24 protein-coding genes are annotated in these 26,178 nt (G+C 64.0%); 20 read left to right on the top strand and 4 right to left on the bottom strand.

Going from position 1 to position 26,178, the window contains the following annotated elements; all coding sequences use genetic code 11:
- Positions 1-178: 178 nt before the first annotated feature.
- Positions 179-1,207 (top strand): zinc-binding dehydrogenase, encoded by a 1,029-nt coding sequence (locus CRO48_RS16830; protein WP_097141019.1) that lies wholly within the window; start codon positions 179-181, stop codon positions 1,205-1,207.
- A 5-nt stretch (positions 1,208-1,212) separates the two neighbouring features.
- Complete coding sequence (locus CRO48_RS16825) at positions 1,213-2,157, top strand: lipid A biosynthesis lauroyl acyltransferase (protein ID WP_097141018.1); 945 nt, start codon at positions 1,213-1,215, stop codon at positions 2,155-2,157.
- Between the two features lie 21 nt (positions 2,158-2,178).
- Here CRO48_RS16825 and CRO48_RS16820 read toward each other — a convergent pair whose 3' ends face one another.
- On the bottom strand, positions 2,179-2,670 hold the full coding sequence (locus CRO48_RS16820; protein ID WP_097141017.1) for a hemerythrin domain-containing protein: 492 nt from the start codon (positions 2,668-2,670) through the stop codon (positions 2,179-2,181).
- 198 nt (positions 2,671-2,868) lie between these two features.
- Here CRO48_RS16820 and ccoN point away from each other — a divergent pair, with 198 nt between their 5' ends.
- Genes ccoN through ccoP form a run of 4 tightly spaced genes read left to right on the top strand, consistent with a single transcriptional unit; the run spans position 2,869 to position 6,290 of the window.
- Positions 2,869-4,500 (top strand): cytochrome-c oxidase, cbb3-type subunit I, encoded by a 1,632-nt coding sequence (gene ccoN, locus CRO48_RS16815; RefSeq protein WP_097141016.1) that lies wholly within the window; start codon positions 2,869-2,871, stop codon positions 4,498-4,500.
- A gap of 10 nt (positions 4,501-4,510) precedes the next feature.
- The gene (gene ccoO, locus CRO48_RS16810; RefSeq protein ID WP_097141015.1) at positions 4,511-5,242 is read left to right on the top strand and encodes a cytochrome-c oxidase, cbb3-type subunit II; all 732 of its coding nucleotides are present in this window, start codon (positions 4,511-4,513) and stop codon (positions 5,240-5,242) included.
- Between the two features lie 12 nt (positions 5,243-5,254).
- Positions 5,255-5,407, top strand: a complete 153-nt coding sequence (locus tag CRO48_RS16805) for a cbb3-type cytochrome c oxidase subunit 3 (RefSeq protein ID WP_097141014.1) — start codon at positions 5,255-5,257, stop codon at positions 5,405-5,407.
- Between the two features lie 4 nt (positions 5,408-5,411).
- Positions 5,412-6,290, top strand: coding sequence for a cytochrome-c oxidase, cbb3-type subunit III (ccoP, locus tag CRO48_RS16800; protein ID WP_097141013.1), 879 nt, complete (start codon positions 5,412-5,414; stop codon positions 6,288-6,290).
- A 75-nt stretch (positions 6,291-6,365) separates the two neighbouring features.
- On the opposite strand, the gene CRO48_RS16795 is transcribed toward ccoP, so the two are convergent.
- Entirely contained in the window at positions 6,366-6,722 is a 357-nt protein-coding gene (locus CRO48_RS16795; protein ID WP_097141012.1) for a VOC family protein, read from the bottom strand.
- The gene (locus CRO48_RS16790; protein ID WP_097141011.1) at positions 6,722-7,135 is read right to left on the bottom strand and encodes a polyketide cyclase; all 414 of its coding nucleotides are present in this window, start codon (positions 7,133-7,135) and stop codon (positions 6,722-6,724) included. Before CRO48_RS16790 ends, CRO48_RS16795 begins: the two co-directional genes overlap by 1 nt.
- A gap of 180 nt (positions 7,136-7,315) precedes the next feature.
- On the opposite strand from CRO48_RS16790, the gene ccoG reads away from it, so the two are divergent.
- The 5 genes from ccoG to gndA all read left to right on the top strand — a co-directional run bounded on the left by ccoG (position 7,316) and on the right by gndA (position 13,503).
- Entirely contained in the window at positions 7,316-8,899 is a 1,584-nt protein-coding gene (ccoG, locus tag CRO48_RS16785) for a cytochrome c oxidase accessory protein CcoG (RefSeq protein ID WP_097141010.1), read from the top strand.
- A complete protein-coding gene (locus tag CRO48_RS16780) occupies positions 8,896-9,399 on the top strand; it encodes a FixH family protein (RefSeq protein WP_097141009.1) in 504 nt (167 codons plus the stop codon). Before ccoG ends, CRO48_RS16780 begins: the two co-directional genes overlap by 4 nt.
- Positions 9,396-11,702, top strand: coding sequence for a heavy metal translocating P-type ATPase (locus CRO48_RS16775; RefSeq protein WP_097141008.1), 2,307 nt, complete (start codon positions 9,396-9,398; stop codon positions 11,700-11,702). The genes CRO48_RS16780 and CRO48_RS16775 overlap by 4 nt, the downstream gene beginning before the upstream one ends.
- Positions 11,699-11,887 carry a cbb3-type cytochrome oxidase assembly protein CcoS gene (gene ccoS / locus CRO48_RS16770; protein ID WP_097141007.1) on the top strand — a complete coding sequence of 63 codons (189 nt, stop codon included), beginning with the start codon at positions 11,699-11,701 and terminating at the stop codon, positions 11,885-11,887. Before CRO48_RS16775 ends, ccoS begins: the two co-directional genes overlap by 4 nt.
- Before the next feature lie 179 nt (positions 11,888-12,066).
- A complete protein-coding gene (gene gndA / locus CRO48_RS16765; protein ID WP_097141006.1) occupies positions 12,067-13,503 on the top strand; it encodes an NADP-dependent phosphogluconate dehydrogenase in 1,437 nt (478 codons plus the stop codon).
- Positions 13,504-13,941: 438 nt separating this feature from the next.
- Here gndA and CRO48_RS16760 read toward each other — a convergent pair whose 3' ends face one another.
- Positions 13,942-14,973, bottom strand: a complete 1,032-nt coding sequence (locus CRO48_RS16760; protein WP_097141005.1) for a LacI family transcriptional regulator — start codon at positions 14,971-14,973, stop codon at positions 13,942-13,944.
- 417 nt (positions 14,974-15,390) lie between these two features.
- Between CRO48_RS16760 and CRO48_RS16755 the strand changes: the two genes are divergently transcribed.
- From CRO48_RS16755 to CRO48_RS16715, 9 genes are all read left to right on the top strand, one after another.
- Complete coding sequence (locus tag CRO48_RS16755) at positions 15,391-16,626, top strand: ABC transporter substrate-binding protein (RefSeq protein ID WP_097141004.1); 1,236 nt, start codon at positions 15,391-15,393, stop codon at positions 16,624-16,626.
- A gap of 113 nt (positions 16,627-16,739) precedes the next feature.
- Positions 16,740-17,645 carry a carbohydrate ABC transporter permease gene (locus CRO48_RS16750; RefSeq protein WP_097141003.1) on the top strand — a complete coding sequence of 302 codons (906 nt, stop codon included), beginning with the start codon at positions 16,740-16,742 and terminating at the stop codon, positions 17,643-17,645.
- 67 nt (positions 17,646-17,712) lie between these two features.
- On the top strand, positions 17,713-18,606 hold the full coding sequence (locus CRO48_RS16745) for a carbohydrate ABC transporter permease (protein WP_097141118.1): 894 nt from the start codon (positions 17,713-17,715) through the stop codon (positions 18,604-18,606).
- 4 nt (positions 18,607-18,610) lie between these two features.
- Positions 18,611-19,702: an ABC transporter ATP-binding protein gene (locus CRO48_RS16740; protein WP_097141002.1), complete on the top strand. Its 1,092-nt coding sequence runs from the start codon at positions 18,611-18,613 to the stop codon at positions 19,700-19,702.
- Between the two features lie 252 nt (positions 19,703-19,954).
- The gene (locus tag CRO48_RS16735; RefSeq protein ID WP_097141117.1) at positions 19,955-22,435 is read left to right on the top strand and encodes a glycoside hydrolase family 2 protein; all 2,481 of its coding nucleotides are present in this window, start codon (positions 19,955-19,957) and stop codon (positions 22,433-22,435) included.
- A 42-nt stretch (positions 22,436-22,477) separates the two neighbouring features.
- Entirely contained in the window at positions 22,478-23,239 is a 762-nt protein-coding gene (locus CRO48_RS16730; RefSeq protein WP_097141001.1) for a sugar phosphate isomerase/epimerase family protein, read from the top strand.
- An 11-nt stretch (positions 23,240-23,250) separates the two neighbouring features.
- The gene (locus CRO48_RS16725; protein ID WP_097141000.1) at positions 23,251-24,435 is read left to right on the top strand and encodes a Gfo/Idh/MocA family protein; all 1,185 of its coding nucleotides are present in this window, start codon (positions 23,251-23,253) and stop codon (positions 24,433-24,435) included.
- Positions 24,436-24,584: 149 nt separating this feature from the next.
- The gene (gene mgrA, locus CRO48_RS16720; RefSeq protein WP_097140999.1) at positions 24,585-25,616 is read left to right on the top strand and encodes an L-glyceraldehyde 3-phosphate reductase; all 1,032 of its coding nucleotides are present in this window, start codon (positions 24,585-24,587) and stop codon (positions 25,614-25,616) included.
- A 171-nt stretch (positions 25,617-25,787) separates the two neighbouring features.
- Positions 25,788-26,147, top strand: coding sequence for an RcnB family protein (locus tag CRO48_RS16715; RefSeq protein ID WP_097140998.1), 360 nt, complete (start codon positions 25,788-25,790; stop codon positions 26,145-26,147).
- The last annotated feature ends 31 nt before the right edge of the window (positions 26,148-26,178 follow it).

Below are 26,178 nucleotides of genomic sequence, written 5' to 3'. Positions count from 1 at the left end.
AGCATGACGATCGGCCACCGGCCCGCGACAGGCGTATGCCACCTGCGACCCTCTTGCGAAAGATGTTTCGATTTTCCGGGGCATGCGCTAGAGGAACGATCCGAAACGTGGCGCGCCTTAGGCGCCAGCCGACGCCGCCCATAAACATCATGCCGCCAGCGCGGCAAAGGACCGAAAAATGCGCGCACTGCAGCTTCTCGATGATCGCAAGCTCGAACTGACCGACATTCCCGAGCCGCCGGCTCCGGCGCCCGGCGAGGTGACGCTGCGGGTCAAGGCGGTGGCGCTGAACCATATCGACGTGTGGGGCTGGCGCGGCATGGCGTTTGCCAAGCGCAAGATGCCGCTGGTGATCGGCGCGGAAGCCGCCGGTGTCGTCGACCAGATCGGCCCAGGCGTTGCAAACGTGCTGCCGGGGCAGCTCGTATCGGTCTACGGCGCGCGCGTCTGCGGCCTGTGCAAGCCCTGCCGCGAGGGGCGTGACAACCTGTGCGAACATGTCGGCGGCGTTCACGGGTTCCATCTCGACGGCTTCGCGCAGGAGAAGATCAACATTCCCGCGCGCCAGCTCGTTCCGGCACCGCCCGGCATCGACGCGGTCGCAGCGGCGCTGGCGCCCGTCACCTTCGGCACCGTCGAGCACATGCTGTTCGACAACGCCAGGCTTGAGCCCGGCGAGACGATCCTCGTCCACGCCGGCGGATCGGGCATCGGTACGGCTGCGATCCAGCTTGCCAAGAAGATCGGTTGCACCGTCATCACCACGGTCGGCTCGAACGACAAGATCGAGAAGGCGAAGGCGCTTGGCGCCGATCACGTCATCAATTACCGCGAAGACCGCTTCGAGGGTGTCGTGCGCAAGCTGACGAAGAAGAAGGGCGTGGACGTGGTGTTCGAGCACGTCGGCAAGGACACCTGGGCCGGCTCGATGCTGTGCCTGAAGCGCGGCGGCCGCCTCGTCACCTGCGGCTCGACGTCGGGCGTTTCGACCGAGATGAACCTGATGATGCTGTTCCAGCAGCAATTGAAGCTGCTCGGCTCGTTCGGCTGCCGGATGGAGAACATGGCGAACGCCATGCAGAAGATGGCCCGCGGCATCGTTCATCCGGTGATCGACACCGAGGTCACCTTCGACGGCATCGCAACCGCTCTGGAGCGGATGGAATCGCGCCAGATCTTCGGCAAGATCGTCCTGCGGCTGGACTGACGATCGTGCGTCGTTTCATTACTCGCGTCGTGCTGGCGCTGCGCAATTTCGAGCAGTGGTTGATTGCGCAGCTGGTGTTCGGCCTTCTGAACGTGCTGAAGCTGTTTCCGGCGGACGGGGCGATGAACTTCGCCGACCGCGTCGCCCGCTTTATCGGCCCGAAGACGCGCAGGCACGCGCTGATGATGACGAACCTGCGCAACGCCTTTCCCGAAAAGCCCGACGCCGAGCTTTCCGCCATTGCCATGGAGAGCTGGGGCAATATGGGTCGGATGGCCGCCGAGTACGTCTTCCTCGATCGACTGTTCGACTTCGATCCGTTCAGCGACAAGGTCGGAAGGGTGGAGGTCGAGGGCGTCCCCATTTTCATCGATCTCTACGAAAACCGCCGGCCCTTCATCGTCTTTACCGGCCACACTGGCAACTTCGAGATGTTGCCGGTCGCAGGCGCTGCCTTCGGCATCGAGGTGACAGTGCTGTTCCGGCCGCCCAACAATCCCTACATCGCCGAGAAGGTCTTCGATTTCCGCCGCGCGCGTATGGGCAACCTCGTGCCGTCGCATGCAGGCTCGTCGTTCACGCTGGCCCGCAAGCTGGACAGCGGTCAGCCCGTCGGGGTTCTGGTCGACCAGAAGTACCGGAAGGGTTTGCCCACAAGCTTCTTCGGTCAGCCCGTCCAGACCAACCCGCTGCTGGCCAAGCTGGTGCGCCAGTTCGACTGCGAGGTCTATCCGGCCCGCTGCATCCGCCTGCCGAACAATCGTTTCCGGCTAGAGCTGGAACCGGCGATGGAGATCCCGCGCAAGGCGGACGGTTCGGTCGATGTCGATGCGACGGCGCAGAAGCTGAACGACAAGGTCGAGCAGTGGGTTCGCGAGTATCCGAGCCAGTGGCTCTGGTATCACGACCGCTGGGACATCAAGCATACGCTGAAGGTCAAGAAGGCCTGACGGGCGAGGGACGTGGCCACTTCAGGCGGCGTAGATGCCGCGCAGGAGGTGCTCGCGCTCGAACGCGATGTGGCGGCGAATAGTCTCGAAGAAGCCGCGCAGCATGTAGCCGGCCGCCTCGGCGTTGACGTCCGGCATGCCGCTGCCGAGCTTGAGAAGCGTATCGACCAGCTCCTCCGCAAAACACTCGTCCTCGCAATGCTCGAACTTCAGCCGGTTCAGCGTCTGCCTCAGCGCGCCGTCGCTCGCAGCTTTTGCGGCGAGGTGGGGGAACAGCACCTGTTCCTCGTAGCGATGCAGCCCGTGGATCAGAGGCCCCAGGACCTTTGCCGCATAGATACACTTCTGCCGGTTCACGGCCGACGGCAGGCTGTCGGCGATTTCCTCCAGTGCGTCGCACAGCTTTAGCTGTTCACGGTGGGCGCCCGCCAGCCAGTCGAGCGACACGGTGTCGCGGGGCATGGCGGAAAGCAGGTGCTCGACCCGGTCGTGTTCCTGGTTTGCCAGCGTCATTGGCACGTTCCTCGTCCTGAGACTTCAATCTGCCGACATTGATGCCTGCGTGATTGAAACCTCGCGTTGATCTGCATCAAGGCTGAGCCTTCACGCTTCTGCGAGCACTGCCCTGACTGCCGTGACGGGTTTCGAGCGAATCCCCTTCCGGCACGCAACGCTCGTTGAGTTGGGCACGTTGAGTTGGGGATGCCAACGATGAAATATGGATTTGAAACCGCGCTGCTTGCCGTGGGGGCGTTCTTCGCGCTTCTCGGCGCGGCATTTGCGCATGATAATTTGTTCCAGTCCCATATGTGGGTGCTGTTCTTCGTGCTGCTGGGCAGCACGGTGGTGATGCTGCGGCGCGTGTCGTTTGCGCCGTACCCCGTTCCCGGCGGCTACGGCAACAAGGCGGGCGCGAACCCGTACTTCGACGACGTCATCAAGTACGGCGTCATCGCCACCGTGTTCTGGGGCGTCGTCGGCTTTCTCGTCGGCGTGGTCGTGGCGCTGCAACTGGCCTTCCCCGATCTCAACATCGAGCCCTGGCTCAACTTCGGCCGCATGCGTCCGCTGCATACGTCCGCGGTGATCTTCGCCTTCGGCGGCAACGCCCTGATCGCGACGTCGTTCTACGTTGTCCAGCGGACCTCGCGCGCACGTCTGTTCGGCGGCAATCTCGGCTGGTTCGTGTTCTGGGGCTACCAGCTGTTCATCGTCATGGCCGCGACCGGCTATCTGCTGGGCATCACCCAGGGGCGCGAATATGCCGAGCCGGAATGGTACGTGGACCTCTGGCTCACCGTCGTCTGGGTCGCCTATCTCGTCGCCTTCCTCGGGACGATCCTGAAGCGCAAGGAGCCGCATATCTACGTGGCGAACTGGTTCTTCCTGTCGTTCATCGTCACGGTCGCCATGCTGCACATCGTCAACAACCTGGCGGTGCCTGTCTCCTTCCTCGGCGTAAAAAGCTATTCGGCGTTCTCGGGCGTGCAGGATGCGCTGACCCAGTGGTGGTACGGCCACAATGCCGTGGGCTTCTTCCTCACCGCCGGCTTCCTGGGCATGATGTACTACTTCGTGCCCAAGCAGGTGAACCGCCCGGTCTATTCCTACCGTCTTTCGATCATCCACTTCTGGGCACTGATCTTCCTCTACATCTGGGCTGGTCCGCACCATCTGCACTATACCGCGCTGCCGGACTGGGCGCAGACGCTCGGCATGGTGTTTTCGATCATGCTGTGGATGCCCTCCTGGGGTGGGATGATCAACGGCCTGATGACGCTCTCGGGCGCCTGGGACAAGATCCGCACCGATCCGATCGTGCGCATGATGGTCATGGCCATCGCCTTCTACGGTATGGCGACCTTCGAGGGGCCGATGATGTCGATCCGTGCGGTCAACTCGCTCAGCCACTACACCGACTGGACCATCGGCCACGTGCATTCGGGCGCGCTCGGCTGGAACGGGCTGATCACCTTCGGCGCGATCTACTTCCTGGTGCCGAAGCTGTGGAACCGCGAGCGGCTCTACTCGATCCGCATGGTCAACTGGCACTTCTGGCTCGCCACCCTCGGCATCGTGGTCTACGCCGCGGTGATGTGGGTCGCCGGCATCCAGCAGGGCCTGATGTGGCGCGAGTACGACGGCCAGGGCTTCCTCGTCTATTCGTTCGCGGAAACCGTGGCAGCGATGATCCCTTACTACGTCCTGCGCGCCATCGGCGGTGGCCTGTTCCTCGCCGGCGCGTTGATCATGGCCTTCAACGTCACCATGACCATCCTCGGCTACCAGCGCGACGAGGCGCCGATTCCCGGCGTCGTGCCCGCACTGCAGCCGGCCGAATAGGAGCACGACCATGTCGATCCTCGACAAACACGCACTCATCGAACGCAACGCGACCCTGCTTCTGGTCGGCTCGCTGCTCGTCGTCACCGTCGGTGGCATCGTGGAAATCGCACCGCTCTTCTATCTCGAGAATACGATAGAGAAGGTGGAGGGCATGCGTCCCTACTCGCCGCTGGAACTTGCGGGGCGCGACATCTACGTCCGGGAAGGCTGCTACGTCTGTCACAGCCAGATGATCCGGCCGTTCCGCGACGAGGTGGAGCGCTACGGCCATTACAGCCTCGCCGCCGAAAGCATGTACGACCATCCGTTCCAATGGGGTTCCAAGCGCACGGGGCCGGACCTCGCCCGCGTCGGCGACCGCTATTCGAACGAATGGCACGTGCAGCACCTGATCGAGCCGCGCTCGGTCGTGCCGGAATCGATCATGCCCAGCTATGCCTTCCTGAAGGAGACGCCCTTGAAGGTGACCGACGTCACCATGAACCTCAAGGCGAACCGGGCCGTGGGCGTGCCCTATGACGATGCGATGCTGGAAAACGCTGTCGCCGACCTCAAGGCGCAGGCCGATCCGAACGCCGACACCGCCGGCCTGCTGGAGCGCTATCCGAAGGCGAAAATCGGCGATTTCGACGGCGATCCGCAGAAGCTGACGGAGATGGACGCGCTCGTCGCCTATCTGCAGATGCTCGGCACGCTTGTGGACTTCTCCACCTACGACAACGCCAGCGGCTATCGCTGAGGAGGGCGCGATATGGAAACCTATACCGCCATGCGCCACTTCGCCGACAGCTGGGGATTGCTCGCCATGACGATCTTTTTCGTCGGGGTCGTTCTGTTCACCTTCCGGCCCGGCGCGCGAAAAGCCGCTGAAAACGCCGCTGAAATCCCTCTCAAGGAGGACTGATATCATGCTCGATAGACCAAGTGCCGAAAAGCACGTCGATGAGATCTCGGGCGTCGAGACCACCGGCCACGAGTGGGACGGAATCCGTGAGCTGAACAATCCGATGCCGCGCTGGTGGGTCTGGACCTTCTACGCGACCATCATCTGGGCGATCGGCTATACGATCGCCTATCCGGCATGGCCATTGTTGACGGGGGCCACGCAAGGCGTGCTCGGATACTCGAGCCGGGCGAACGTCGCCAGGGACCTCGAGACCGCCCGCATTGCGCAGAACGTCTATGTCGAGCGGATCGCCGCAACGCCGCTGACGGAGATCGTCGCCGATCCGGAACTGGCGCAGTTCGCCATCGCCGGCGGGGCCTCGGCCTTCAAGGTCAACTGCGCGCAGTGCCACGGCTCCGGTGCGGCCGGCTCGCAGGGCTTTCCGAACCTGAACGACGACGACTGGATCTGGGGTGGCAGCGTCGACGAGATCTACAAGACGATCGCACACGGCATTCGCTTTGAAAGCGATCCGGACACGCACGTCTCCGAAATGCCGGCCTTCGGCGACATGCTGCAGCCCGACGAGATCAGGCAGGTGGCCGCCTATGTGGTCAGCCTCACCGGCACGCCTGCCGACCAGGGCATGGTCGAGCCCGGCAAGCAGCTCTTTGCGGACAATTGCGCCTCCTGCCACGGCGAAAATGCGAAGGGCAATCGCGAGCTTGGCGCGCCGAACCTTGCCGATGCCATCTGGCTGAAGGGAGAGGCCGAGGCCGCCATCGCCACCCAGATCCGGTCGCCGAAGCATGGCGTCATGCCCGCCTGGCTGCCACGCCTCGGCGAGCCGACCGTCAAGCAACTGGCCGTCTTCGTCCACTCGCTGGGCGGCGGCGAGTAGAGGCCGGCCAGACATGCGCCGTTCAGGATCGGCCGGGGAGGCAATGCCCCGGCCGTCTTTCGTCTGCAAGCCAGTCTAGCGGTCGGACCAGACCGCAAGCTCGTATCCATCCGGATCGGAAAAGTGGAAGCGCCTTCCGCCGGGAAACGGGAAGATGGGCCTGGCAATCCTGCCGCCCGCCATCTCCACACGGGTGAGCGCGTCCTCCAGGTCGTCAGCGAAGAGGATCACCAGCGGTCCGCCGCCGGCGTTCACCGGCGCCAGCGTGGTGAAACCGCCGGTCAGGCGGCCGTCCTGGAATTCGCAGTATTCCGGCCCGTAGTCGGTGAAGGTCCAGCCGAAGGCGGAACCGTAGAATGCCTTGGACCGGGCGATATCGGCCACGTTGAACTCGATGTAGTCGATCTTGCGATCCTTGCCGGCAGTGTTCATCAAAATGTCCCCGTGTTTTCCAGAATGACCTTCAACGCCTCCAGGTCGCGAGCGATATGGGCGGCATCGGCTTCGAACGCTTCATTGCTTACGCCGGGAAGGCGGTAAAGGGTGAACATGACCTCGGCGCCATCCGCATTCGGAACGACCCGTAGCGCATTGTAGACGCGGGTGCCGTCGGGCAGCGTCACCGTATGGTCGATCACCCCGAATTCGTTGGCGGGCGCGAAGCGCACGCGCAGCTTGCCGATCGGGCCACCGTCGCCGATCCAGTCTTCGCCGTCCTGCGTCAGTCCGGCCGAAAGGCCCGATGCCCATTGCCGGATGTTCTCCGGATGTGAGGCGAAGGCATAAACCTCGCGCCAGTCGCGGGCGATCGACCGGTGGATGATCCGGACGGGATAAAGCGTCATTGCTGTCTCCTCCTGCACGGGGACATGGATCGAGGGCGGCCTCGGTCAACGCCGCGTCAAGATTGCGGCCGGCTCATTTGTCGCATCCACCGATGGCGTCTCCAAGCCCCGATGTTGACTTAAGTCAAGGAGCGTCGGGCGTCCGGGGCGCACAAACGGGGAATTGAAATGGTGCCCGTGATGAACCTATACAACGCCTTGGAACCCCGGAAAGATGCAGTGGTCGAACGGCTAGACGCTGAAGCCGTCAATTCGGCGAAGCTGCGCAAGCCGCTCTACGAAAAGCGCAGGAAGATCTTTCCGAAGCGCGCCGAAGGGCGGTTTCGGCAGTTCAAGTGGATCGTGATGCTGATCACGCTCGGCATCTACTATCTGACGCCCTGGATTCGCTGGGATCGCGGTGCCCATGCGCCGGACCAGGCGGTGCTGGTGGACCTTGCGGGACGGCGCTTCTACTTCTTCTTCATCGAGATCTGGCCGCAGGAGTTCTTCTTCGTGGCGGGGCTTCTCGTCATGGCCGGATTCGGCCTCTTCCTCGTGACCTCTGCGGTGGGGCGAGCCTGGTGCGGCTACGCCTGTCCGCAGACGGTCTGGGTGGACCTGTTCCTCGTGGTCGAACGCGCCATCGAGGGCGACAGGAACGCGCGAATGAAGCTGGATGCCGGCCCGTGGAGCTTCGACAAGCTGAGCAAGCGCGTGACGAAACACGCCATCTGGCTTGCGATCGCGATCGCCACCGGCGGCGCGTGGATCTTCTACTTTGCCGACGCGCCGAAGCTTCTGATGAGCTTCGTCACCTTCGACGCGCCGCCCGTCGCCTACATCACCGTGGCGATCCTGACCGCCACCACTTATGTCTTCGGCGGCCTCATGCGCGAGCAGGTCTGCACCTACATGTGCCCCTGGCCGCGTATTCAGGGCGCGATGGTGGACGAGAACTCGCTCGTCGTGACCTACAACGACTGGCGCGGCGAGCCGCGCTCGCGGCACGCGAAGAAGGTTGCAGCGGCGGGCGAGCGTGTCGGCGATTGCGTGGATTGCAATGCGTGCGTCGCGGTCTGTCCCATGGGCATCGACATCCGCGACGGGCAGCAGCTCGAATGCATCACCTGCGCCCTTTGCATCGACGCCTGCGATGGCGTGATGGACAAGCTCGGCAAGGAGCGTGGGCTGATCGCCTATGCGACGCTGTCGGACTACACCGAGAACATGGCGCTTGCGACCGATGGCGGGGCGCTGCCGATTGATCCGGCCCGCGTGCGTGCGGCCGATGGCAGCCTGTCGCCCAAGCTGCGTCATTTCGACTGGCGGGTAATCTTCCGGATGCGGACGATCTTCTACATGCTCGTTTGGACCGCCGCCGGTCTCGGGCTCGTGTTCGCGCTAGTCTCGCGAGACCGGCTGGGGCTGAACGTCATCCACGACCGCAATCCGCAATACGTCATCGAATCGGACGGCTCGATCCGCAACGGCTACGAAGTCAAGCTTCTCAACATGATCCCCGAGCCGCGCATCATCACGCTTTCGATCGAGGGACTGCCCAGTGCCACCCTTCGCATCGCCGGACATGAAAGTGCCGACGGCCGCAGCTTCAACATTCCGGTTCCACCCGACAAGGTGACCGCCATGAAGGTGTTCGTGACGCTGCCGAAGGACTTCCGCAACGAGGCGGGCGAGGGGTTCCGCCTGATAGCCGAGGACCGGCCGGGCAACGAGCGCAGTACCTATGATGCCAACTTCAATACCCCCGGAGACGCGAAATGAGCCCGATCGCCAAGCGCGAGAAACTACCGTTCCGTTTTACCGGTTGGCACATGCTGGGGGTAATGGTGCTGTTCTTCGGCACGATCATCTCGGTCAACGCGTTCATGGCCTGGAACGCCGTCAGCAGCTGGAGCGGGCTCGTGGTGCAGAACACCTACGTCGCCAGCCAGCAGTTCAACGACAAGGTCGAAAAGGCCAAGATCTTTGCGGCGAGCGGGATGAATGGCCAGCTCGTCATCGCCGAAGGGCGCGTGACCTATACGCTGCGCGATGTGGATGGTGCGGGGGTCGCAGCCGACAGCGTTTCGATCACCTTCAAGCGACCCGTCGATGAGCGTGACGATTTCCAGCTGGCGCTTGCGGCGGACGGCGGCGGCAACTACTCTGCCGTGCGGGAAATGGAGCCCGGCCAGTGGATTGCCGACATCGGCGCGACGCGCGGCGGGGAGGTTCTCTTCCACCAGACGATCCGGCTGATCGTTGCAGGAGACAGGCCATGAGCTGCTGCGCACCCGGCACGGAAGGCGCGCTCGACGTTGCGTCGGGCACGGGGGCCGTACCTTCGGCCGAGGAATTGCTGCTGGCCAGCAAGGACCTTGGCGGCGGTCTCCACCAGACCGACCTCAGCGTCCCCGGCGTACACTGCGGCGCCTGCATAGCAACGCTCGAAGGCGCTCTGGCCGAAGTTCCCGGCATCGAGGATGCCCGCGTCAACCTGACGGCCAGGCGCGTGGCGGTGCGGTGGCGGGAAGGCGCGGGCTTCGATCCGCGCTCGATCGTGACGGCGGTTACGTCGCGCGGCTATGCCGCCCATCTCTATGCGGCACCGCTTGCGCTGGACGACGAGCTTCGCAACGACCTGATCCGCGCCGTCGCCGTCTCGGGGTTTGCGGCGATGAACATCATGCTCTTGTCGGTTTCAGTCTGGTCGGGCGCCGAGGCGTCGACGCGCGACCTGTTCCACTGGATCTCCGCGCTGATTGCCGGGCCCGTGCTGATCTATGCCGGGCGCTTCTTCTTCCGCTCGGCCTGGGGTGCGCTGAAGCACGGCCGTACCAACATGGATGTTCCGATCTCGCTTGCCGTGATGCTGTCCTACTGCGTCTCGCTTTGGGAGACGATCCACAGCGCCGAGCATGCCTGGTTCGACGCGACGGTGACGCTTTTGTTCTTCCTGCTCATTGGCCGCACCCTGGATCACGTGATGCGCGACCGTGCGCGTTCGGCGATCACCGGGCTTGCACGGCTTTCGCCGCGCGGCGCGATGGTGCTCCAGCCGGACGGAACACGGATCTTTCGCCCGGTGGAGGAGATCATGGTCGGCGACCGGCTTTCGATTGCGGCGGGTGAGCGCATCGCCGTCGATGCCCGGGTCGTCTCGGGCGTCAGCGACGTGGACCGGTCGCTCGTCAGCGGCGAAAGCGTGCCGGTGACGGCGCGGCCGCGGACCGTTCTCGAAGCCGGCGTGATGAACCTGACGGGCGCGCTGCAGGTGGAGGCGATTGCCGTGGCAAAGGCGTCTTTCCTGGCAGAAGTCATCGGCCTGATGGAGGCGGCCGAAGGCGGGCGGGCCCGTTATCGCCGGATCGCCGACCGGGCAGCCGCCTACTACTCCCCGGCCGTACACCTGCTGGCGCTGGTCTCCTTCATGGGCTGGGGCCTCTACGATGGAGACTGGAAGCATGCTCTGCTTGTCGCGGTCGCCGTGCTGATCATTACCTGCCCCTGCGCGCTCGGCCTTGCCGTGCCGGTGGTTCAGGTGGTCGCGGCCGGGCGGCTGTTCGGCAACGGCATCATGGTCAAGGATGGCTCGGCGATGGAACGGCTTGCCGAGATCGACACGGCGCTGTTCGACAAGACCGGCACGCTGACCATGGGAACGCCGCGTCTGATCGGCCGCGAAACCGGGCAAGCGCAGTATGCCACATGTCCGCCCGATCGCGCCTTTGCCGTTGCCGCAGCGCTTGCCGCTCATTCCCGTCATCCGCTGTCGGCAGCACTTGCTGCTGCCCATTCCGGTCCGTTGCCGGAATTCGAAACGGTTACTGAAATTCCCGGATGCGGGCTTGAGGCCGTCACTGCGGAGGGTGTCTGGCGCCTGGGCAACCGCGCCTTCGCATCCGGCGATGCGGCAGTGGAGGAGGACGGCTCCGCCGCTTCGGAGGCGTTGCTGTCTCTCGACGGCCATCTTCTGGAGACCTTCCGCTTCGAGGACCGGTTGCGGCCCGCGGCCCAGGCGGCGATCGACAGCCTGCGAAAGAACGGCGTGCAACTTGGCATTCTTTCCGGTGATCGTCCGGCGGCCGTTTCGCGGGTTGCGTCGAAGCTCGGTGTGGAGCGCTGGATGGCAGGGCTTGCCCCGCGGCAGAAGACCGAGGCCGTCGGCAGGGTTGCCGCATCGGGGGCGAAAGTGCTGATGGTCGGCGACGGTATCAACGATGCGCCGGCGCTGTCGGCTGCGCATGTCTCGATGGCACCGGCGACGGCGGCCGACATCGGCCGCCAGGCAGCCGACCTCGTCTTCCTGCACGACGGGCTGGATTCGGTTTCCTTTGCACTCGATACCGCGCGCAGGGCCGACCGGCTGATACGGCAGAACTTTGCGCTTGCCATCGGCTACAACGTCATCGCCGTGCCGATCGCCATCCTCGGTCATGCGACGCCGCTGATCGCGGCGATCGCGATGTCGACCTCGTCGATCGTCGTGGTGGCGAACTCGCTCCGGCTGAAGGGGGCCGCACCCAACGGTCCTGAACGAAAGGCCGAACGGCCAGAGGCAACCGGAATGGTGCGCACCGCATGAACACGCTGATCTATCTCATTCCGATCGCGCTCTTTCTCGGCTGCCTCGGGCTTGGCGCCTTTCTCTGGTCCATCCGCAGCGGCCAGTACGAAGACCTGGACGGTGCCGCCTGGCGCGTGCTCGACGACGGGGAGGCAGGGAACGACGCCGGGGGAGGCGTTCGGGGCGGCGCCAAACGCGGATAGCAGCCATGCGTGTTTGAGGCCAAACAACGGCTTGTCCCTAATCGATTTAAATGCCAAAACAACCGCCTAACCGCAGACGGGGCACTTCCATGTTCCGATTGCGGGGAAGTATCTTTGCGCATTCCCCTGCCACGCGCTGCCGTCGGCCGGGTTGCACCATTCCATACGGAGGTAAGAACGTGGCACAGGCGGAAATCGGGTTGATCGGTCTCGGCGTCATGGGATCGAATCTGGCGCTCAACATCGCCGAAAAGGGCAACAAGATCGCGGTGTTCAACCGCACCGTCGAACGTACCCACGAATTCGTCGAGGAAGCGGGCGCCCTTAAGGACAATATCGTGCCGTGCGCCACGATCGAAGAGTTCGTTGCGGCGATCCGCCCGCCGCGGCCGATCATTATCATGATCAAGGCCGGCGAGCCTGTCGACCAGCAGATGGAACTGCTGCGCCCGCACCTTGAAAAGAACGACATCATGATCGATGCCGGCAACGCCAACTTCCGCGACACCATGCGCCGCTTCGACGCGCTGAAGGATAGCGGCCTGACCTTCATCGGCATGGGCGTTTCCGGTGGCGAGGAAGGTGCGCGCCACGGCCCGTCGATCATGGTCGGCGGCACGGAAGACAGCTGGAAGCGCGTCGAGAAGGTGCTGACCTCGATCGCCGCGAAGTACAACGGCGAACCCTGCGTCGCATGGCTCGGCGAAAACGGAGCCGGCCATTTCGTCAAGACCATCCACAACGGCATCGAATATGCCGACATGCAGATGATCGCCGAGATCTACGGCATCCTGCGCGACGGCCTGAAGATGAGCGCCACGGAGATAGGCGAGGTCTTTGCGACCTGGAACAAGGGGCGGCTCAACTCCTACCTGATCGAGATCACCGCCAAGGTACTCGAAGCGGCCGATCCGATCGGCGGCAAGCCGATCGTCGACATGATCCTCGACAAGGCCGGCCAGAAGGGCACCGGCAAATGGTCGGTGATCGAGGCGCAGAACATGGGCATTCCGGCGACCGCGATCGAGGCGGCCGTTGCCGCCCGCAGCCTGTCCTCGCTCAAGGGCGAGCGCGAAGCGGCGGAAAAGATCCTGGGCCTTCCCGCCGTGGCACCGCTTTCGGTTTCCGACAGGGCGGCCTTCATCAAGGATCTGGAAAGCGCGCTTCTGGCAGCCAAGATCGGCGCCTATGCGCAGGGCTTCGCAGTGATGGCGGCAGCCTCGAAGGAGTTCAACTGGAACCTGCCGATGCCGACCATCGCCAAGATCTGGCGCGCGGGCTGCATCATCCGTTCGCAGTTCCTGGACGAGATCACCTCGGCTTTCACCAAGGCTCCGGACGCGGCCAACCTGATCGTCACGCCGGCCTTCGCCGACATGGTCAAGGAGACCGACGGTTCGCTTCGCCGCGTCGTTTCGGCGGCCGTCCTGGCCGGCCTGCCGGTTCCCGCACTGGCCTCCGCGCTTGGCTACTTCGACAGCTACCGCCGCGGCCGGGGTACGGCCAACATCATCCAGGCCCAGCGCGACTTCTTCGGCGCACACGGCTTCGACCGTATCGATGGCGCCGACAGCCATCACGGCCCCTGGGGCAGCGGCCTGGGCGCCGGCGCCTGATCGGGATTCTATAGCTGCGGCCGGTGTGGACATCGGACGCAAGGAAAAAGGGGCTGGCGTTTGCGCCGGCCCCTTCTGTTGTCGGGCGGGATGCGGCAGCGCCACGTTTGCAGTTCCGCCGGGGGCTTGTCATCGAAGCGGCCGATGACGCGCCCATGCTGCTCCCCACCGTCATCCCGGACTTGATCCGGGATCCAGATCGCACAAGTCCTTGCGCGATAGAGCAATTCCCGCGCCGCCGACGCGGCGCTGCTGGATGCCGGATCAAGCCCGGCATGACAGTGGAGGTGTAGGGCACTGAGAGGGAGGGGTGGCAAAAGGCGGGATTTACGTGGCCAGGCTGATATCCCGGAGTAGGGCTGTCGAACCGGAAACATGGCGTCGCGAGAGATGTTTCGCAGAGCGCTAACATCCAACTTTTCACGCTCGGTCCCGCGCTCAATCCGTCGTGATCGGGTAGCTCAGCGTCTGCAGTTCGCTCGCCGGGCGGCCGTCGATGCGGCCGATCACGGCTTTTGCGAGTTCGCGGCCGGCGAGGCGGGTGTCTTCGCGCATCGTAGAGACCTCGGGCCGGAGCCATTGCAGGAAGGTGCTGGGTTCCTTGGAGACGATATCGATCTCCTGACCGATCCGTCGCCCGCTGCCTTCGACGGCGGCGATCAGCGCGACGGCGCCGGAGCCGCTGCCGGACACGATGCCGTCCGGCGCATCGGTCGACTGCATGACCCTTTCGCAGGCCGCACGGATCTCCGGCAGGCTCGAATCGAGATTGACCTGGCTGAAGGGGACGATCGTGCCGCCGAAATCGCGCACGCCGCGTTCGAAGCCGGTGCGCATGTGGATGTTGAACGTCAGGTGCGGCGGCGGTTCCAGCAGCATCAGCCTGCGGCGTCCGCGCTCGATCAGCCGGCGCACGGCCTCGTAGGCGAAGCGTTCGTTGTCGAAGTCGTGGAAGGGGTGATCCAGTCCCATGACGGTGCGGCCATGGGTGACGAAGGGGAAATTCCGCTCCATCATCAGCGCCACGCGTGCGTCGCGCGGCTCGGTGCGCGAGATGATGACGCCGTCGGCAGCGCCGGTCTCGAGAATGTAGCGGATCGGGTCGAGCGGATTGTTCACGGTACGATAGGGTGTCACGACCAGGTGATAGGGCGTGCCGGCCAGTATCTCCGAGATGCCCACGACGAGGGGGCTCGTCAGACCCATGATCTCCTCTTCCAGGGAGAGGACAAGGCTGATGACGTTGGTCTTGCCGGTCCGCAGGCGAACGCCCGCGCGGTTCGGCTGGTAGCCGATCTGCCGGGCGACGAGGCGTACGCGTTCCTTTGTTTCGTGGCCGATATCCGGCGCATCCTTCAAGGCGCGCGAAACGGTGGTGATGCCCAGCCCGGTCATGAAGGCGATCGTCTTCAACGTCGGCCGTTCGGCAGATGATGCGGCTGCATCGAAATGTTTGTCGGGCTTTTCCATCCTGCGCCCCTTTCCCGTTCCGGCGTTATCATGCTTCTGGCCGGCCCGCCAACATGCCTGTAACCAAGATGATCATACTGAAACGATACAGATCGTTTGTCGAGGCTGTTCAGCCAAGCGCATTGTTCTCGTTCTGCTTTTTTACGGACGCGGCCCAGACGGGCATTCTCTCCGGTGTGGGGCCAGAAGGCGAATATGGATCTCGTTTTCCTGTTGAGTGATTACGGTGTAACTAATTGAAAAAGTAAGACTAAACTAGGATTTTCCAGTTGATGAGAGCCGCCGCGATGGCGGACGCTGCCGTCCGCGTGTGAACTCTTCGGGACGTTTCCCCAAAATTCCAACTTTCGTCGGGTTGCGCGAACAGCACTCTTGCTCTACGTTTTTACTGTAACGTTTCAGTGAGGGAGGAGACTCATGAGATTTCGTTCGGTGATCGCAGTCCTGGCTGCAACCGTCGCGCTGCCGGTCGGAGCCGGGTATGCGACGGACCTGGAAGTGACGCACTGGTGGACGTCCGGCGGCGAGGCGGCGGCGGTCGGCGAGCTGGCCAAGGCCTTCGACGCGACGGGCAACAAATGGGTTGACGGCGCCATCGCCGGGGCCGGCGGTACCGCGCGGCCGATCATGGTCAGCCGCATCACCGGCGGCGACCCGATGGGGGCGACGCAGTTCAATCACGGCCGCCAGGCGGAGGAGCTGGTGCAGGAAGGCCTGATGCGCGATCTGACCGATGTCGCCGAGCGCGGCAACTGGAAGGAGATCATCCGCCCGGCCAGCCTGCTCGAGTCCTGCACGATCGACGGCAAGATCTACTGCGCCCCGGTCAATATCCATTCCTGGCAGTGGCTGTGGCTTTCCAACGACGCCTTTGAGAAGGCCGGCGTGCCGGTGCCGAAGAACTGGGGCGAGCTCGTCGCAGCCGCCCCGGCGCTGGAGAAGGCCGGGATCGTACCGCTCGCCGTCGGCGGGCAGCCCTGGCAGGCGAACGGGGCGTTCGACGTGCTGATTCTAGCGCTCGCCGGCAAGGACACGTTCCTGCAGGTGTTCGGCGAGAAGAATGCGGACGTGGCCGCAGGACCTGAGATGGCCAAGGTGTTCAAGGCGGCGGACGACGCCCGCCGCATGTCCAAGGGCACCAACGTGCAGGACTGGAACCAGGCGACCAACATGGTCATCACCGGAAAGGCCGGCGGGCAGATCATGGGCGACTGGGCGCAGGGCGAGTTCCAACTGGCGGGCCTCAAGGCCGGCGAGGACTACAGCTGCCTTCCCGGCCTTGGCGTGAACGAGGTAATCGCCACCGGCGGCGACGCGTTCTACTTCCCGCTTCTGGAAGACGAGGCTAAATCAAAGGCGCAGGAAGCGCTGGCCGAAACGCTCGTCGATCCGAAGGCGCAGGTTGCCTTCAACCTCAAGAAGGGTTCGCTGCCGGTACGCGGCGACGTGGATCTCGCCGCCGCCAACGACTGCATGAAGAAGGGTCTGGACATCCTCGCCAAGGGCGACGTCATCCAATGGACCGACCAGTTGCTTTCAGCCGACAGCCAGAAGCAGAAGGAGGACCTGTTCTCCGAGTTCTTCGCCAATCCTTCGATGACCCCGGACGATGCGCAGAAGCGCTTTGTTGAAATCATCGCGACGGCCGACTGATCGGTTTGTTTGCGGTGATGCCGCCGGCTCCGGTCTCCGGACGGAGCCGGCGGTTCGGGTCGGCTTCCGTCGGAAGCCGGTACAGCGGAGACGACAGCAGGGGAGGAGAACCCATGTCGAGCAATGCGCGCGCCGGACGGCCTAGCCGTCTCACGCGCAACCTGAGCGCCAAGATCGCATCTGTTCCGATGATGCTCACCGCCGTGGTGATCTTTCTCGGCGGCACGGTGTGGACGGTCGTCTATTCGTTCACCAGTTCGAAGTTGCTGCCGCGGCTGAAATTCGTCGGCCTCGATCAGTACGAGCGCCTCTGGTCGACGCCGCGCTGGCTGGTCTCGATCGAGAATCTCGCGATCTACGGCATCTTCTCGCTGGTCTTCAGCCTGGTGATCGGCTTCGTCCTCGCGGCACTGATGGATCAGAAGATCCGCTTCGAGAACACCTTCCGGACGATCTTCCTCTATCCCTTCGCGCTGTCCTTCATCGTCACCGGGCTCGTCTGGCAGTGGCTGCTCAATCCCGAGCACGGCATCCAGTCGGCGGTGCGCGCCATGGGCTGGGCGGGCTTCGATTTCGATCCGCTCTACAATTCCAGCATCGTCATCTACGGAATCCTGATCGCCGCGCTCTGGCAGGGCACCGGGCTCGTCATGTGCCTGATGCTGGCCGGTCTGCGCGGCATCGACGAGGACATCTGGAAGGCTTCGCGGGTGGACGGGATCCCGATGTGGAAGACCTACCTGTTCGTCGTCATCCCGATGATGCGGCCGGTATTCGTCACCACGCTCGTCATCATCGCCAGCGGCATCGTGCGCGTCTACGACCTCGTCGTCGCCCAGACCAGCGGCGGGCCGGGCATCGCCTCGGAGGTGCCGGCGAAATACGTCTACGACTACATGTTCCAGGCGCAGAACCTCGGCCAGGGCTTTGCCGCCTCCACCATGATGCTGATCACCGTCGCGATCATCATCGTGCCCTGGGCCTATCTGGAATTCGGGGGAGGGCGCAAGCGTGTCTGATCGAGGCCACTTGAAGAAAACCAACCTTGCCGCGACTGCGCCCGCGTCGATAACGACGGCCGGACCCATGACCGGGCTGGCCGATGGGCCGAGGGGCGCCAAGCCGCGCCGCATGCTTTCGACCCGCACTGTGATCGTCTACGGCACGCTGTTCGTCGCCGCCGCCTACTATCTCCTGCCGCTCTACGTGATGATCGTGACCTCGCTGAAGGGCATGCCGGAGATCCGGCTCGGCAACATCTTCGCCCCGCCGCTGGAGGTCACCTTTGAGCCCTGGGTGAAGGCGTGGTCGAGCGCCTGCACGGGGCTGAACTGCGACGGGCTGTCGCGCGGGTTCTGGAACTCGGTGCTGATCACCGTGCCCTCGACGGTCGTCTCGATCGCGATCGCCTCGGTCAACGGCTATGCGCTGTCGAACTGGCGGTTCAAGGGGGCGGACGCCTTCTTCACCATCCTCGTGGTCGGCGCCTTCATCCCATACCAGGTGATGATCTATCCGATCGTCATCATCCTGCGCGAGATTGGCCTCTACGGCTCGCTCTACGGGCTGATCATCGTCCACACGATCTTCGGGATGCCGATCCTGACGCTGCTCTTCCGCAACTATTTCGCCGGGTTGCCGGAGGAGCTGTTCAAGGCCGCGCGCGTCGACGGCGCCGGCTTCTGGGGCATCTACTTCAAGATCATGGTGCCGATGTCGCTGCCGATCTTCGTCGTGGCGATGATCCTGCAGGTGACAGGCATCTGGAACGACTTCCTGATGGGCGTCGTGTTCACACGGCCCGAATACTACCCGATGACGGTGCAGCTCAACAACATCGTCAACTCCGTCCAGGGTGTGAAGGAATACAACGTCAACATGGCCGCGACGATCCTGACGGGCGCTGTTCCGCTCCTCGTCTACTTCGTCTCCGGCCGGCTGTTCGTCCGCGGCATCGCCGCCGGCGCCGTGAAAGGCTAAGCGCATGACCAGCGTTTCCGTCAAAGACCTCAGGCTCAGCTTCGGCCAGGTCACCGTCCTCGACCAGCTCAACCTCGACATCCAGGAGGGCGAATTTCTGGTGCTGCTCGGCTCGTCCGGCTGCGGCAAGTCGACCCTGCTCAATTGCATCGCCGGCCTGCTCGACATCACCGACGGGCAGATCTTCATCAACGGCCGCAATGTCACCTGGGACGAGCCGAAGGACCGCGGCATCGGCATGGTGTTCCAGTCCTACGCGCTCTATCCGCAGATGACGGTGGAGAAGAACCTCTCCTTCGGCCTGAAGGTGGCGAAGTTGCCGCAGGCCGAGATCGACAAGCGGGTCAAGCGCGCAGCCGAGATCCTGCAGATAGGGCCGCTTCTGAAACGCAAGCCGTCTGAACTTTCCGGCGGGCAGAGGCAGCGCGTGGCGATTGGCCGGGCGCTGGTCCGCGACGTCGACGTTTTCCTGTTCGACGAGCCGCTGTCCAACCTCGACGCAAAGCTGCGCTCGGAGCTGCGCGTGGAGATCAAGCGGCTGCACCAGTCGCTGAAGAACACCATGATCTATGTGACGCACGACCAGATCGAGGCGCTCACGCTTGCCGACCGCATCGCCATCATGAAGGGCGGGGTCATCCAGCAGCTTGCCGATCCGAACACGATCTACAACGCGCCGAAGAACATGTTCGTCGCCGGCTTCATCGGTTCGCCGTCGATGAATTTCCTGAAGGGCGAGATCGCAGCGGCTGTGGACGGCAAGCCGGTGTTCGTTGCCGAGGGCGTAACCTTCTCGCTCGACGGCTACAGGACGGGCGAGCCGCTGCTGCCCGGGCGCAGGGTCGTGCTCGGCGTCCGCCCGGAGCATGTGAAGGTGGATGAGCCGGGTGTGGCTGCAGCCGAGAGGCACGAGGCCGTGGTCGATATCGAGGAGCCGATGGGGGCGGACAACCTGCTCTGGCTCAAGAACGCCGGGCACACCATGGCGGTGCGGACAGCGGGTTCGCGGCGCTTCAGCCCGGGCACGAAGGTGCGGCTCTCCTTCGACATGTCGCTGGCCTCGTTGTTCGACGCTGCGACGGAGGAGCGAATCTGAGGGCGCTCGCGGGGCGGGGCGGGGCGAACCGGGCGGTGCATGTGGGTGCCAGCCCCTCATCCGCCTGCCGGCACCTTCTCCCCGCAGGCGGGGAGAAGGGAGGGTGTGGCAGCCTCGGCAGACGTTGGCGCTGTTTAGGGCATGTTTCCTTTCCCCTCGGGGGGAGCGCTGGAGTGGGCTGCGGCGGCCGCCAAGGGGACGCAGCTTCCGCTCCCCATCATGGATGAAAGCAGGATTTTCGAGACTGAAGCGATGACGACACGACAGGACATCACGGCCATTGACCTCAGCGGCACCTGGCAGCTCTCGATGCTGGAGGGCCCGCATGCAGCCTCCATGAGGGTGCCCGGCGACGTTCATTCGGCGCTGATGGCGGCGGGAATCATCGCCGACCCCTATGTCGGCCGCAACGAGCTCGACGTGCGTTGGGTCGCGGAGGCCGACTGGGCGATGGAGCGGACGTTCCTCGTTCAGCCGGAGATGCTGGAGGCGGCCTGGTATCTCGACATCGGTAGCATCGACACGGTGGCGTCGGTCTATGTCAACGGGGTGCTGGTGCAGGACACCGACAACTGCTTCCGGCGCTACCGGCCGGACGTTACCGAGGCGCTCAAGTCCGGCGAGAACACCATCCGCGTGGTCATCCATTCTGCGATTGCGGCGGGTGCGGCCCGGCAGGCGGAGCAGCCCTTCTTCGTGCCCTGGCACGAGGGCAACTCGCCGATCGCCAATGGCAACATGCTGCGCAAGCCGCAATGCCATTTCGGCTGGGACTGGAATCTCGCCATCGCGCCGCTCGGCATCTATGCGCCGATCGTGCTGCGCAAGCTCGAGATCGCCCGGATCGAGCATGTCACCACGCGGCAGTTCCACCACGCCGACGGTTCGGTCGATCTCTACGTGACCGCGACCTTCCACGCCGAGGAGCCGGGCATCCTGCCGGTGCATTTCTCGCTCGACGGCGAGCGCGTGCGGCTCGACATCGGCGTGAATGCCGGCGAGACGGTGCTGACGCATCTCTTCCACGTGGACGAGCCGGACTTTTGGTGGCCGGCCGGCCACGGCCAGCAGGCGGTATCACAGGTTACAGTGGAGACTCCGACGGAGAGCGTGACGCGCAGCGTTGGCTTCCGGCGGGTCGAGCTTCTGACCGATCGCGACGAGGCGGGAAGCCGCTTCGCGCTGCGGATCAACGGGCGCGAGATCTTCTGCCGCGGCGCCAACTGGATCCCCGCCGACGCGCTGTTCTCGCGCGTGACGAAGGAGGGCGTGCGCGACCTGCTGCAATCGGCAGTCGACGCCAACATGAACATGATCCGCGTCTGGGGCGGCGGGTTCTACGAGCCGGACTGGTTCTACGATCTCTGCGACGAGATGGGGCTGATGGTCTGGCAGGACTTCATGTTCGCCTGCAACCTCTATCCCTCGACACTGGAGTTCCTCGACAACGTCACGGCTGAGGTGGACTACCAGGTGCGGCGGCTGTCCTCGCACCCCTCGATCGTGCTGTGGTGCGGCGACAACGAGCTCGTCGGCGCGCTGACCTGGTTCGACGTCTCGCGCCGCGACCGCGACCGCTATCTCGTCTCCTATGACCGGCTGAACAGGACGATCGAACTTGCGATGAAGAAGGCGGCGCCGGGGGCGATCTGGTGGCCATCGAGCCCGGCTTCGGGCTATCTCGACTTCGGCGACGCCTGGCATGCGGACGGTTCCGGCGACATGCACTACTGGTCGGTCTGGCACGAGAACAAGCCGTTCGAGGACTACCGCACCGTCCGTCCGCGCTTCTGCTCGGAGTTCGGCTTCCAGTCCTACACGTCCATGCCGGTGATCCGACGCTTCGCCTGCGAAAGGGACATGAACATCGCCTCGCCGGTGATGGAGTGGCACCAGAAAAACGCCGGCGGCAACGAGCGGATCGCTGCAACGATGTTCCGATCGTTCCGCTTTCCTAAGGATTTTCCGGGCTTCGTCTATCTCAGTCAGGTGCAGCAGGGGCTGGCGATCCGCACCGCGGTGGAATACTGGCGCTCGCTCAAGCCGCATTGCATGGGCACGCTTTACTGGCAGCTGAACGACACCTGGCCGGTCGCCTCCTGGTCGAGCCTCGACCATGGCGGTGGCTGGAAGGCGATGCACTACATGGTGCGCCGGTTCTTCCAGCCGGTCGCGGTCGCCGCCATTCCTTCCAAGGACGGGCTGCGGATCGATCTCTCTGTGGTGAACGACACGCCCGAGGCGGTCGAGGTTGCGCTCGTGACGTATGTCGTCAGCCTTTCCGGGGAGCGCCGGATTCTGCGAAAGGTTGCCGGCGCCTGCGGGACGGACCGGCCCGAAACGCTGGTGTCGATCGATGCGGTCGACCTGCCGGATGGGACGCTGCTCTTCTGGAGCTTCGAGGCCTCGAACGGCATGCGTGGCGAGGGCCACCATGCACCGGCGGCCTACAAGACCCTCGACCTTGCGCCATCGGGGCTTAACGTGAAGGCAACGCCGCGCAGCGATGGCAGTTTCGATGTGTTAGCGGCTGCCCACGGGCTGGCGCTTTACGCGATGGTGGAGGCCAGTATCGCGGGCCGCTGGTCCGACAATGTGTTCGACCTGACCGCCGGCGAGCGTAAGGCGCTCGTCTTCACGCCATCCGAACCGATTGCCGACGGGGCGGCTCCTTCCTTCCATGCCTTCGACCTGCATTCCTGCCACGCCGGGCCGCTGTCGTCCGGCGGCTAGCTTCGTCACCTGCCACTTTAGAACTTTCAAGGAGAAAGCCCCGTGCAGAAAATAAGCTTCCAGCTTTACAGTGCCCGCAACTTCCAGCCCTTTTCAGAGGTGTTCCGCGTCGTCTCGCAGGCGGGCTACAGCCAGGTCGAAGGTTACAGCGCGCTCTATGCCACGCTCGATAGTACCGCAATCGCCGCGATCAAAGCCGATCTCGACGGGAACGGGCTCTCCATGCCGACGGCCCATTTCGGCATCGACATGCTGGAGGAGGAGCCGGAACGCGTGCTGGAGATCGTCCGCACGCTGGGTATCCAGGCGATCTATTGCCCGTATCTGATGCCGGAAGATCGTCCGACCGATGCGAGCGGCTGGCGCGCCTTCGGCGAGCGGCTGCAGAAGGCATCTGTGCCCTATCGCAAGGCCGGGCTGGATTTCGGCTGGCACAACCACGACTTCGAGTTCATCGCCCTGCCGGACGGCAGCTTCCCGCAGGACGAGATCTTCGCGGGCGGGCCCGACCTCTCCTGGGAAGCGGACATCGCCTGGATCGTCCGCGGCGGAGCGGATCCGCTGGCCTGGATTGAAAAATATGCCGACCGCATCACCTCGGTGCACGTCAAGGACATAGCACCCGCCGGCGAGAACGCCGACGAGGATGGCTGGGCGGACGTCGGCTACGGCACGCTGCCCTGGCGCGAACTGATGAAGGCGCTTTCGGCCACGAAGGCGAAATACTTCATCGTCGAGCACGACAACCCGAAGGACCTGAAGCGGCTTGCCGACCGGTCCATCGCAACGATCAAGGCATTCTGAGGATGGCTACCATGAACAAGGAAAAAGGGACGGGGGAATTCGGCGTCGGCATCATCGGCTGCGGCAACATTTCCGGCGCCTACTTCAAGCTGATCCCGCTCTTCCGCAACCTCAAGATAGTCGCCTGCGCCGACATCAATCCGGCGGCATCGAAGGCCCGATCCGACGAGTTCGGCGTCCCGGCGCAGGAGATCGAGGCGCTGCTTGCCAATCCGGCGGTCGACGTCGTCGTCAACCTGACGATTCCCGAGGCGCATTATCCCGTGTCGAAGCAGGCGCTGGAGGCGGGCAAGCACGTCTATTCGGAAAAGCCGTTCGTGCTGACGCTGGAGCAGGGCGAAGAACTGCGCCGGACCGCCGATGCGAAGGGGCTGAAGGTCGGATCCGCACCCGACACATATCTCGGCGGGTCGCACCAGTTTGCCCGGCACCTGATCGACAGCGGCCGGATCGGCAAGGTCATGTCGGGGACCGCCCACGTGCTCGGACCGGGCATGGAGAGCTGGCATCCCAACCCGGACTTCTTCTTCGCCCCCGGCGGCGGGCCGATCCTCGACATGGGGCCGTACTACGTCAACAACCTCGTCAACCTCGTCGGGCCGGTGAAGCGCGTCGTGGCGCTGGCCAACAGGGCGCGCACGGAGCGGACGATCGGCATAGGCCCTCGCACGGGCGAGAGTGTTCCGGTCATCGTTGCGACCAACATCCATGCTGTGCTCGAATTCGCAAGCGGCGCGCAGGTCTCGCTGATGGCGAGCTGGGACGTCTGGGCCCATCGCCACCAGAACATGGAACTCTACGGCACCGACGGAGCAATCTTCGTGCCGGATCCGAATTTCTTCGGCGGTGAGGTGGAGGTGGCCGGCATGGATCGGGAACCGAAGCCGGTGGAGGTGTGGGACCATCCGCTGACGGCGAAGAACTATGCCTTCGACTGGGGTACGCAGGCCAACTACCGCGGCGTCGGCCTTGCCGACATGATGGAGGCGGTGGCGACGGGCCGTGACTACCGCTGCTCGCTCGACCGCTCGCTGCACACGATCGACGTTCTGACGGCGATCCTGCGCTCGGCGGAAGAGGGACGGGCGATCGACATCGTCACCACCTGCACCCAGCCGGAGGCGTTCGGGATTGAGGAGGCCCGGGCGTTGCTGCGGGAGGATGTCGCAGTGTCTGGCACGGAGGATGCCGCCTGAAAAAGTGATCCACAGCGATTGCGACCCTTCTCCCGGCAAGGAGGCGTGGGTGCGCCGGACCACTTGCCCTGCCACTTGCCAGCCCACTTGCAGGATCGGGGCGGGCGGGAGTATCCATTCCCGCCCGATACATGAAATGGAGGACAGCCATGGCCTGGCAGCCGGCGGAAAACCGCTACGAAACAATGAAGTACAACCGCCTCGGACGCTCCGGCCTGAAGCTCCCGGCCATTTCGCTCGGCCTCTGGCACAATTTCGGCGGCGACACGCCGCATGAGCGAAAGGTCGACATGTGCCGCACCGCCTTCGACCTCGGCATCACCCATTTCGACCTCGCCAACAATTACGGACCGCCCCCCGGTTCGGCAGAGACCGCATTCGGCGAGATCCTGCGCACCGATTTCGCCGGTTTGCGCGACGAGCTGATCATCTCGTCGAAGGCCGGCTACGACATGTGGCCCGGCCCCTATGGCGAGTGGGGGAGCCGCAAGTACCTGATCGCCTCTTGCGACCAGAGTCTGAAGCGCATGGGGCTCGACTATGTCGACATCTTCTATTCGCACCGCTTCGATCCCGAGACGCCGCTGGAGGAGACCTGTGCTGCGCTCGACCACATCGTCCGCTCGGGCCGCGCGCTCTATGTCGGCATCTCCTCCTACAATTCGCAGCGCACCCGCGAGGCGGCGGCGATCCTCAAGGATCTCGGCACGCCGTGCCTGATCCACCAGCCGAGCTACTCCATGCTCAACCGCTGGACCGAAACCGACGGGCTGGTCGATACGCTTGAAGAACTCGGGATCGGCTCCATCGTCTTCTCGCCGCTGGCGCAGGGCATGCTGACGACGAAGTATCTCGGCGGCATTCCCGAAGATAGCCGCGCGGCGCAGAACCACTTCCTGAAGAAGGATTTCATCCGCCCGGAGACGATCGACAATGTCCGCAAGCTGAACGACATCGCGCAGGCGCGCGGCCAGACGCTGGCGCAGATGGCGATCGCCTGGGTGCTCCGCGGCGGCCGCATCACGTCGGCGCTGATCGGCGCAAGCCGTTCTCCGCAGATCGTCGATTGCGTGAAGGCGCTGGAGAAGGCGGACTTCACGGCCGAGGAACTGAAGGCGATCGACGGCTACGCGCGCGAGGCGCACATCAACCTTTGGACCCGCTCGGCCGAACTGGTCTGATGAAATGAGGCGCCGTCCAGTCGTTTCGCCGGGCGGCGCTTCCTTCCTTGTAATTTGCATTATTATTTATATATAAAATACTGATATCATTACGAAACTTTAATTTAAGTTTCAGTTTCCGTTCATCGGCCGCGCCTTAGTTTCGGGCCGTCAAGACGAAAGGAAACACCCATGAAAAAGCTCCTCACGCTTCTCATCGCCACCTCGGTTCTGGTCACACCGCTGGCTGCGGCGCAGGCCCAGGCACAGGATCATCGCGGGCCGGCACGCGGGCATCAGGTGGAACGGAAGGTTGTCACGACCACCACCACGACGAAGACCAGGACCCGCGAAGTGACCAGGAAGCACCGGTGGACCAAGGGCAACAAGCTGACGCGGTCCGAGCGGCGGCAGATCATCAATGCTCGCGACTACAGGCGTCATCACCTGCATCAGCCGCGCCGCGGCGAACAGTGGGTGCGGGTGGACAACCAGTTCCTGCTCATCAGTGCCGCAACGGGCCTGATCCTCGGGATGGCAGCCGCGAACTGACCAACTCCTGTATGTGACCAAGAGGGCGGCA

The sequence above is a fragment of the Rhizobium subbaraonis genome, assembly GCF_900220975.1.
Classification (GTDB): Bacteria; Pseudomonadota; Alphaproteobacteria; order Rhizobiales; family Rhizobiaceae; genus Mycoplana; species Mycoplana subbaraonis.
The sequence above is the reverse complement of the archived record's forward strand: the minus strand, read 5'-3'. Positions and strand labels throughout refer to the sequence as shown.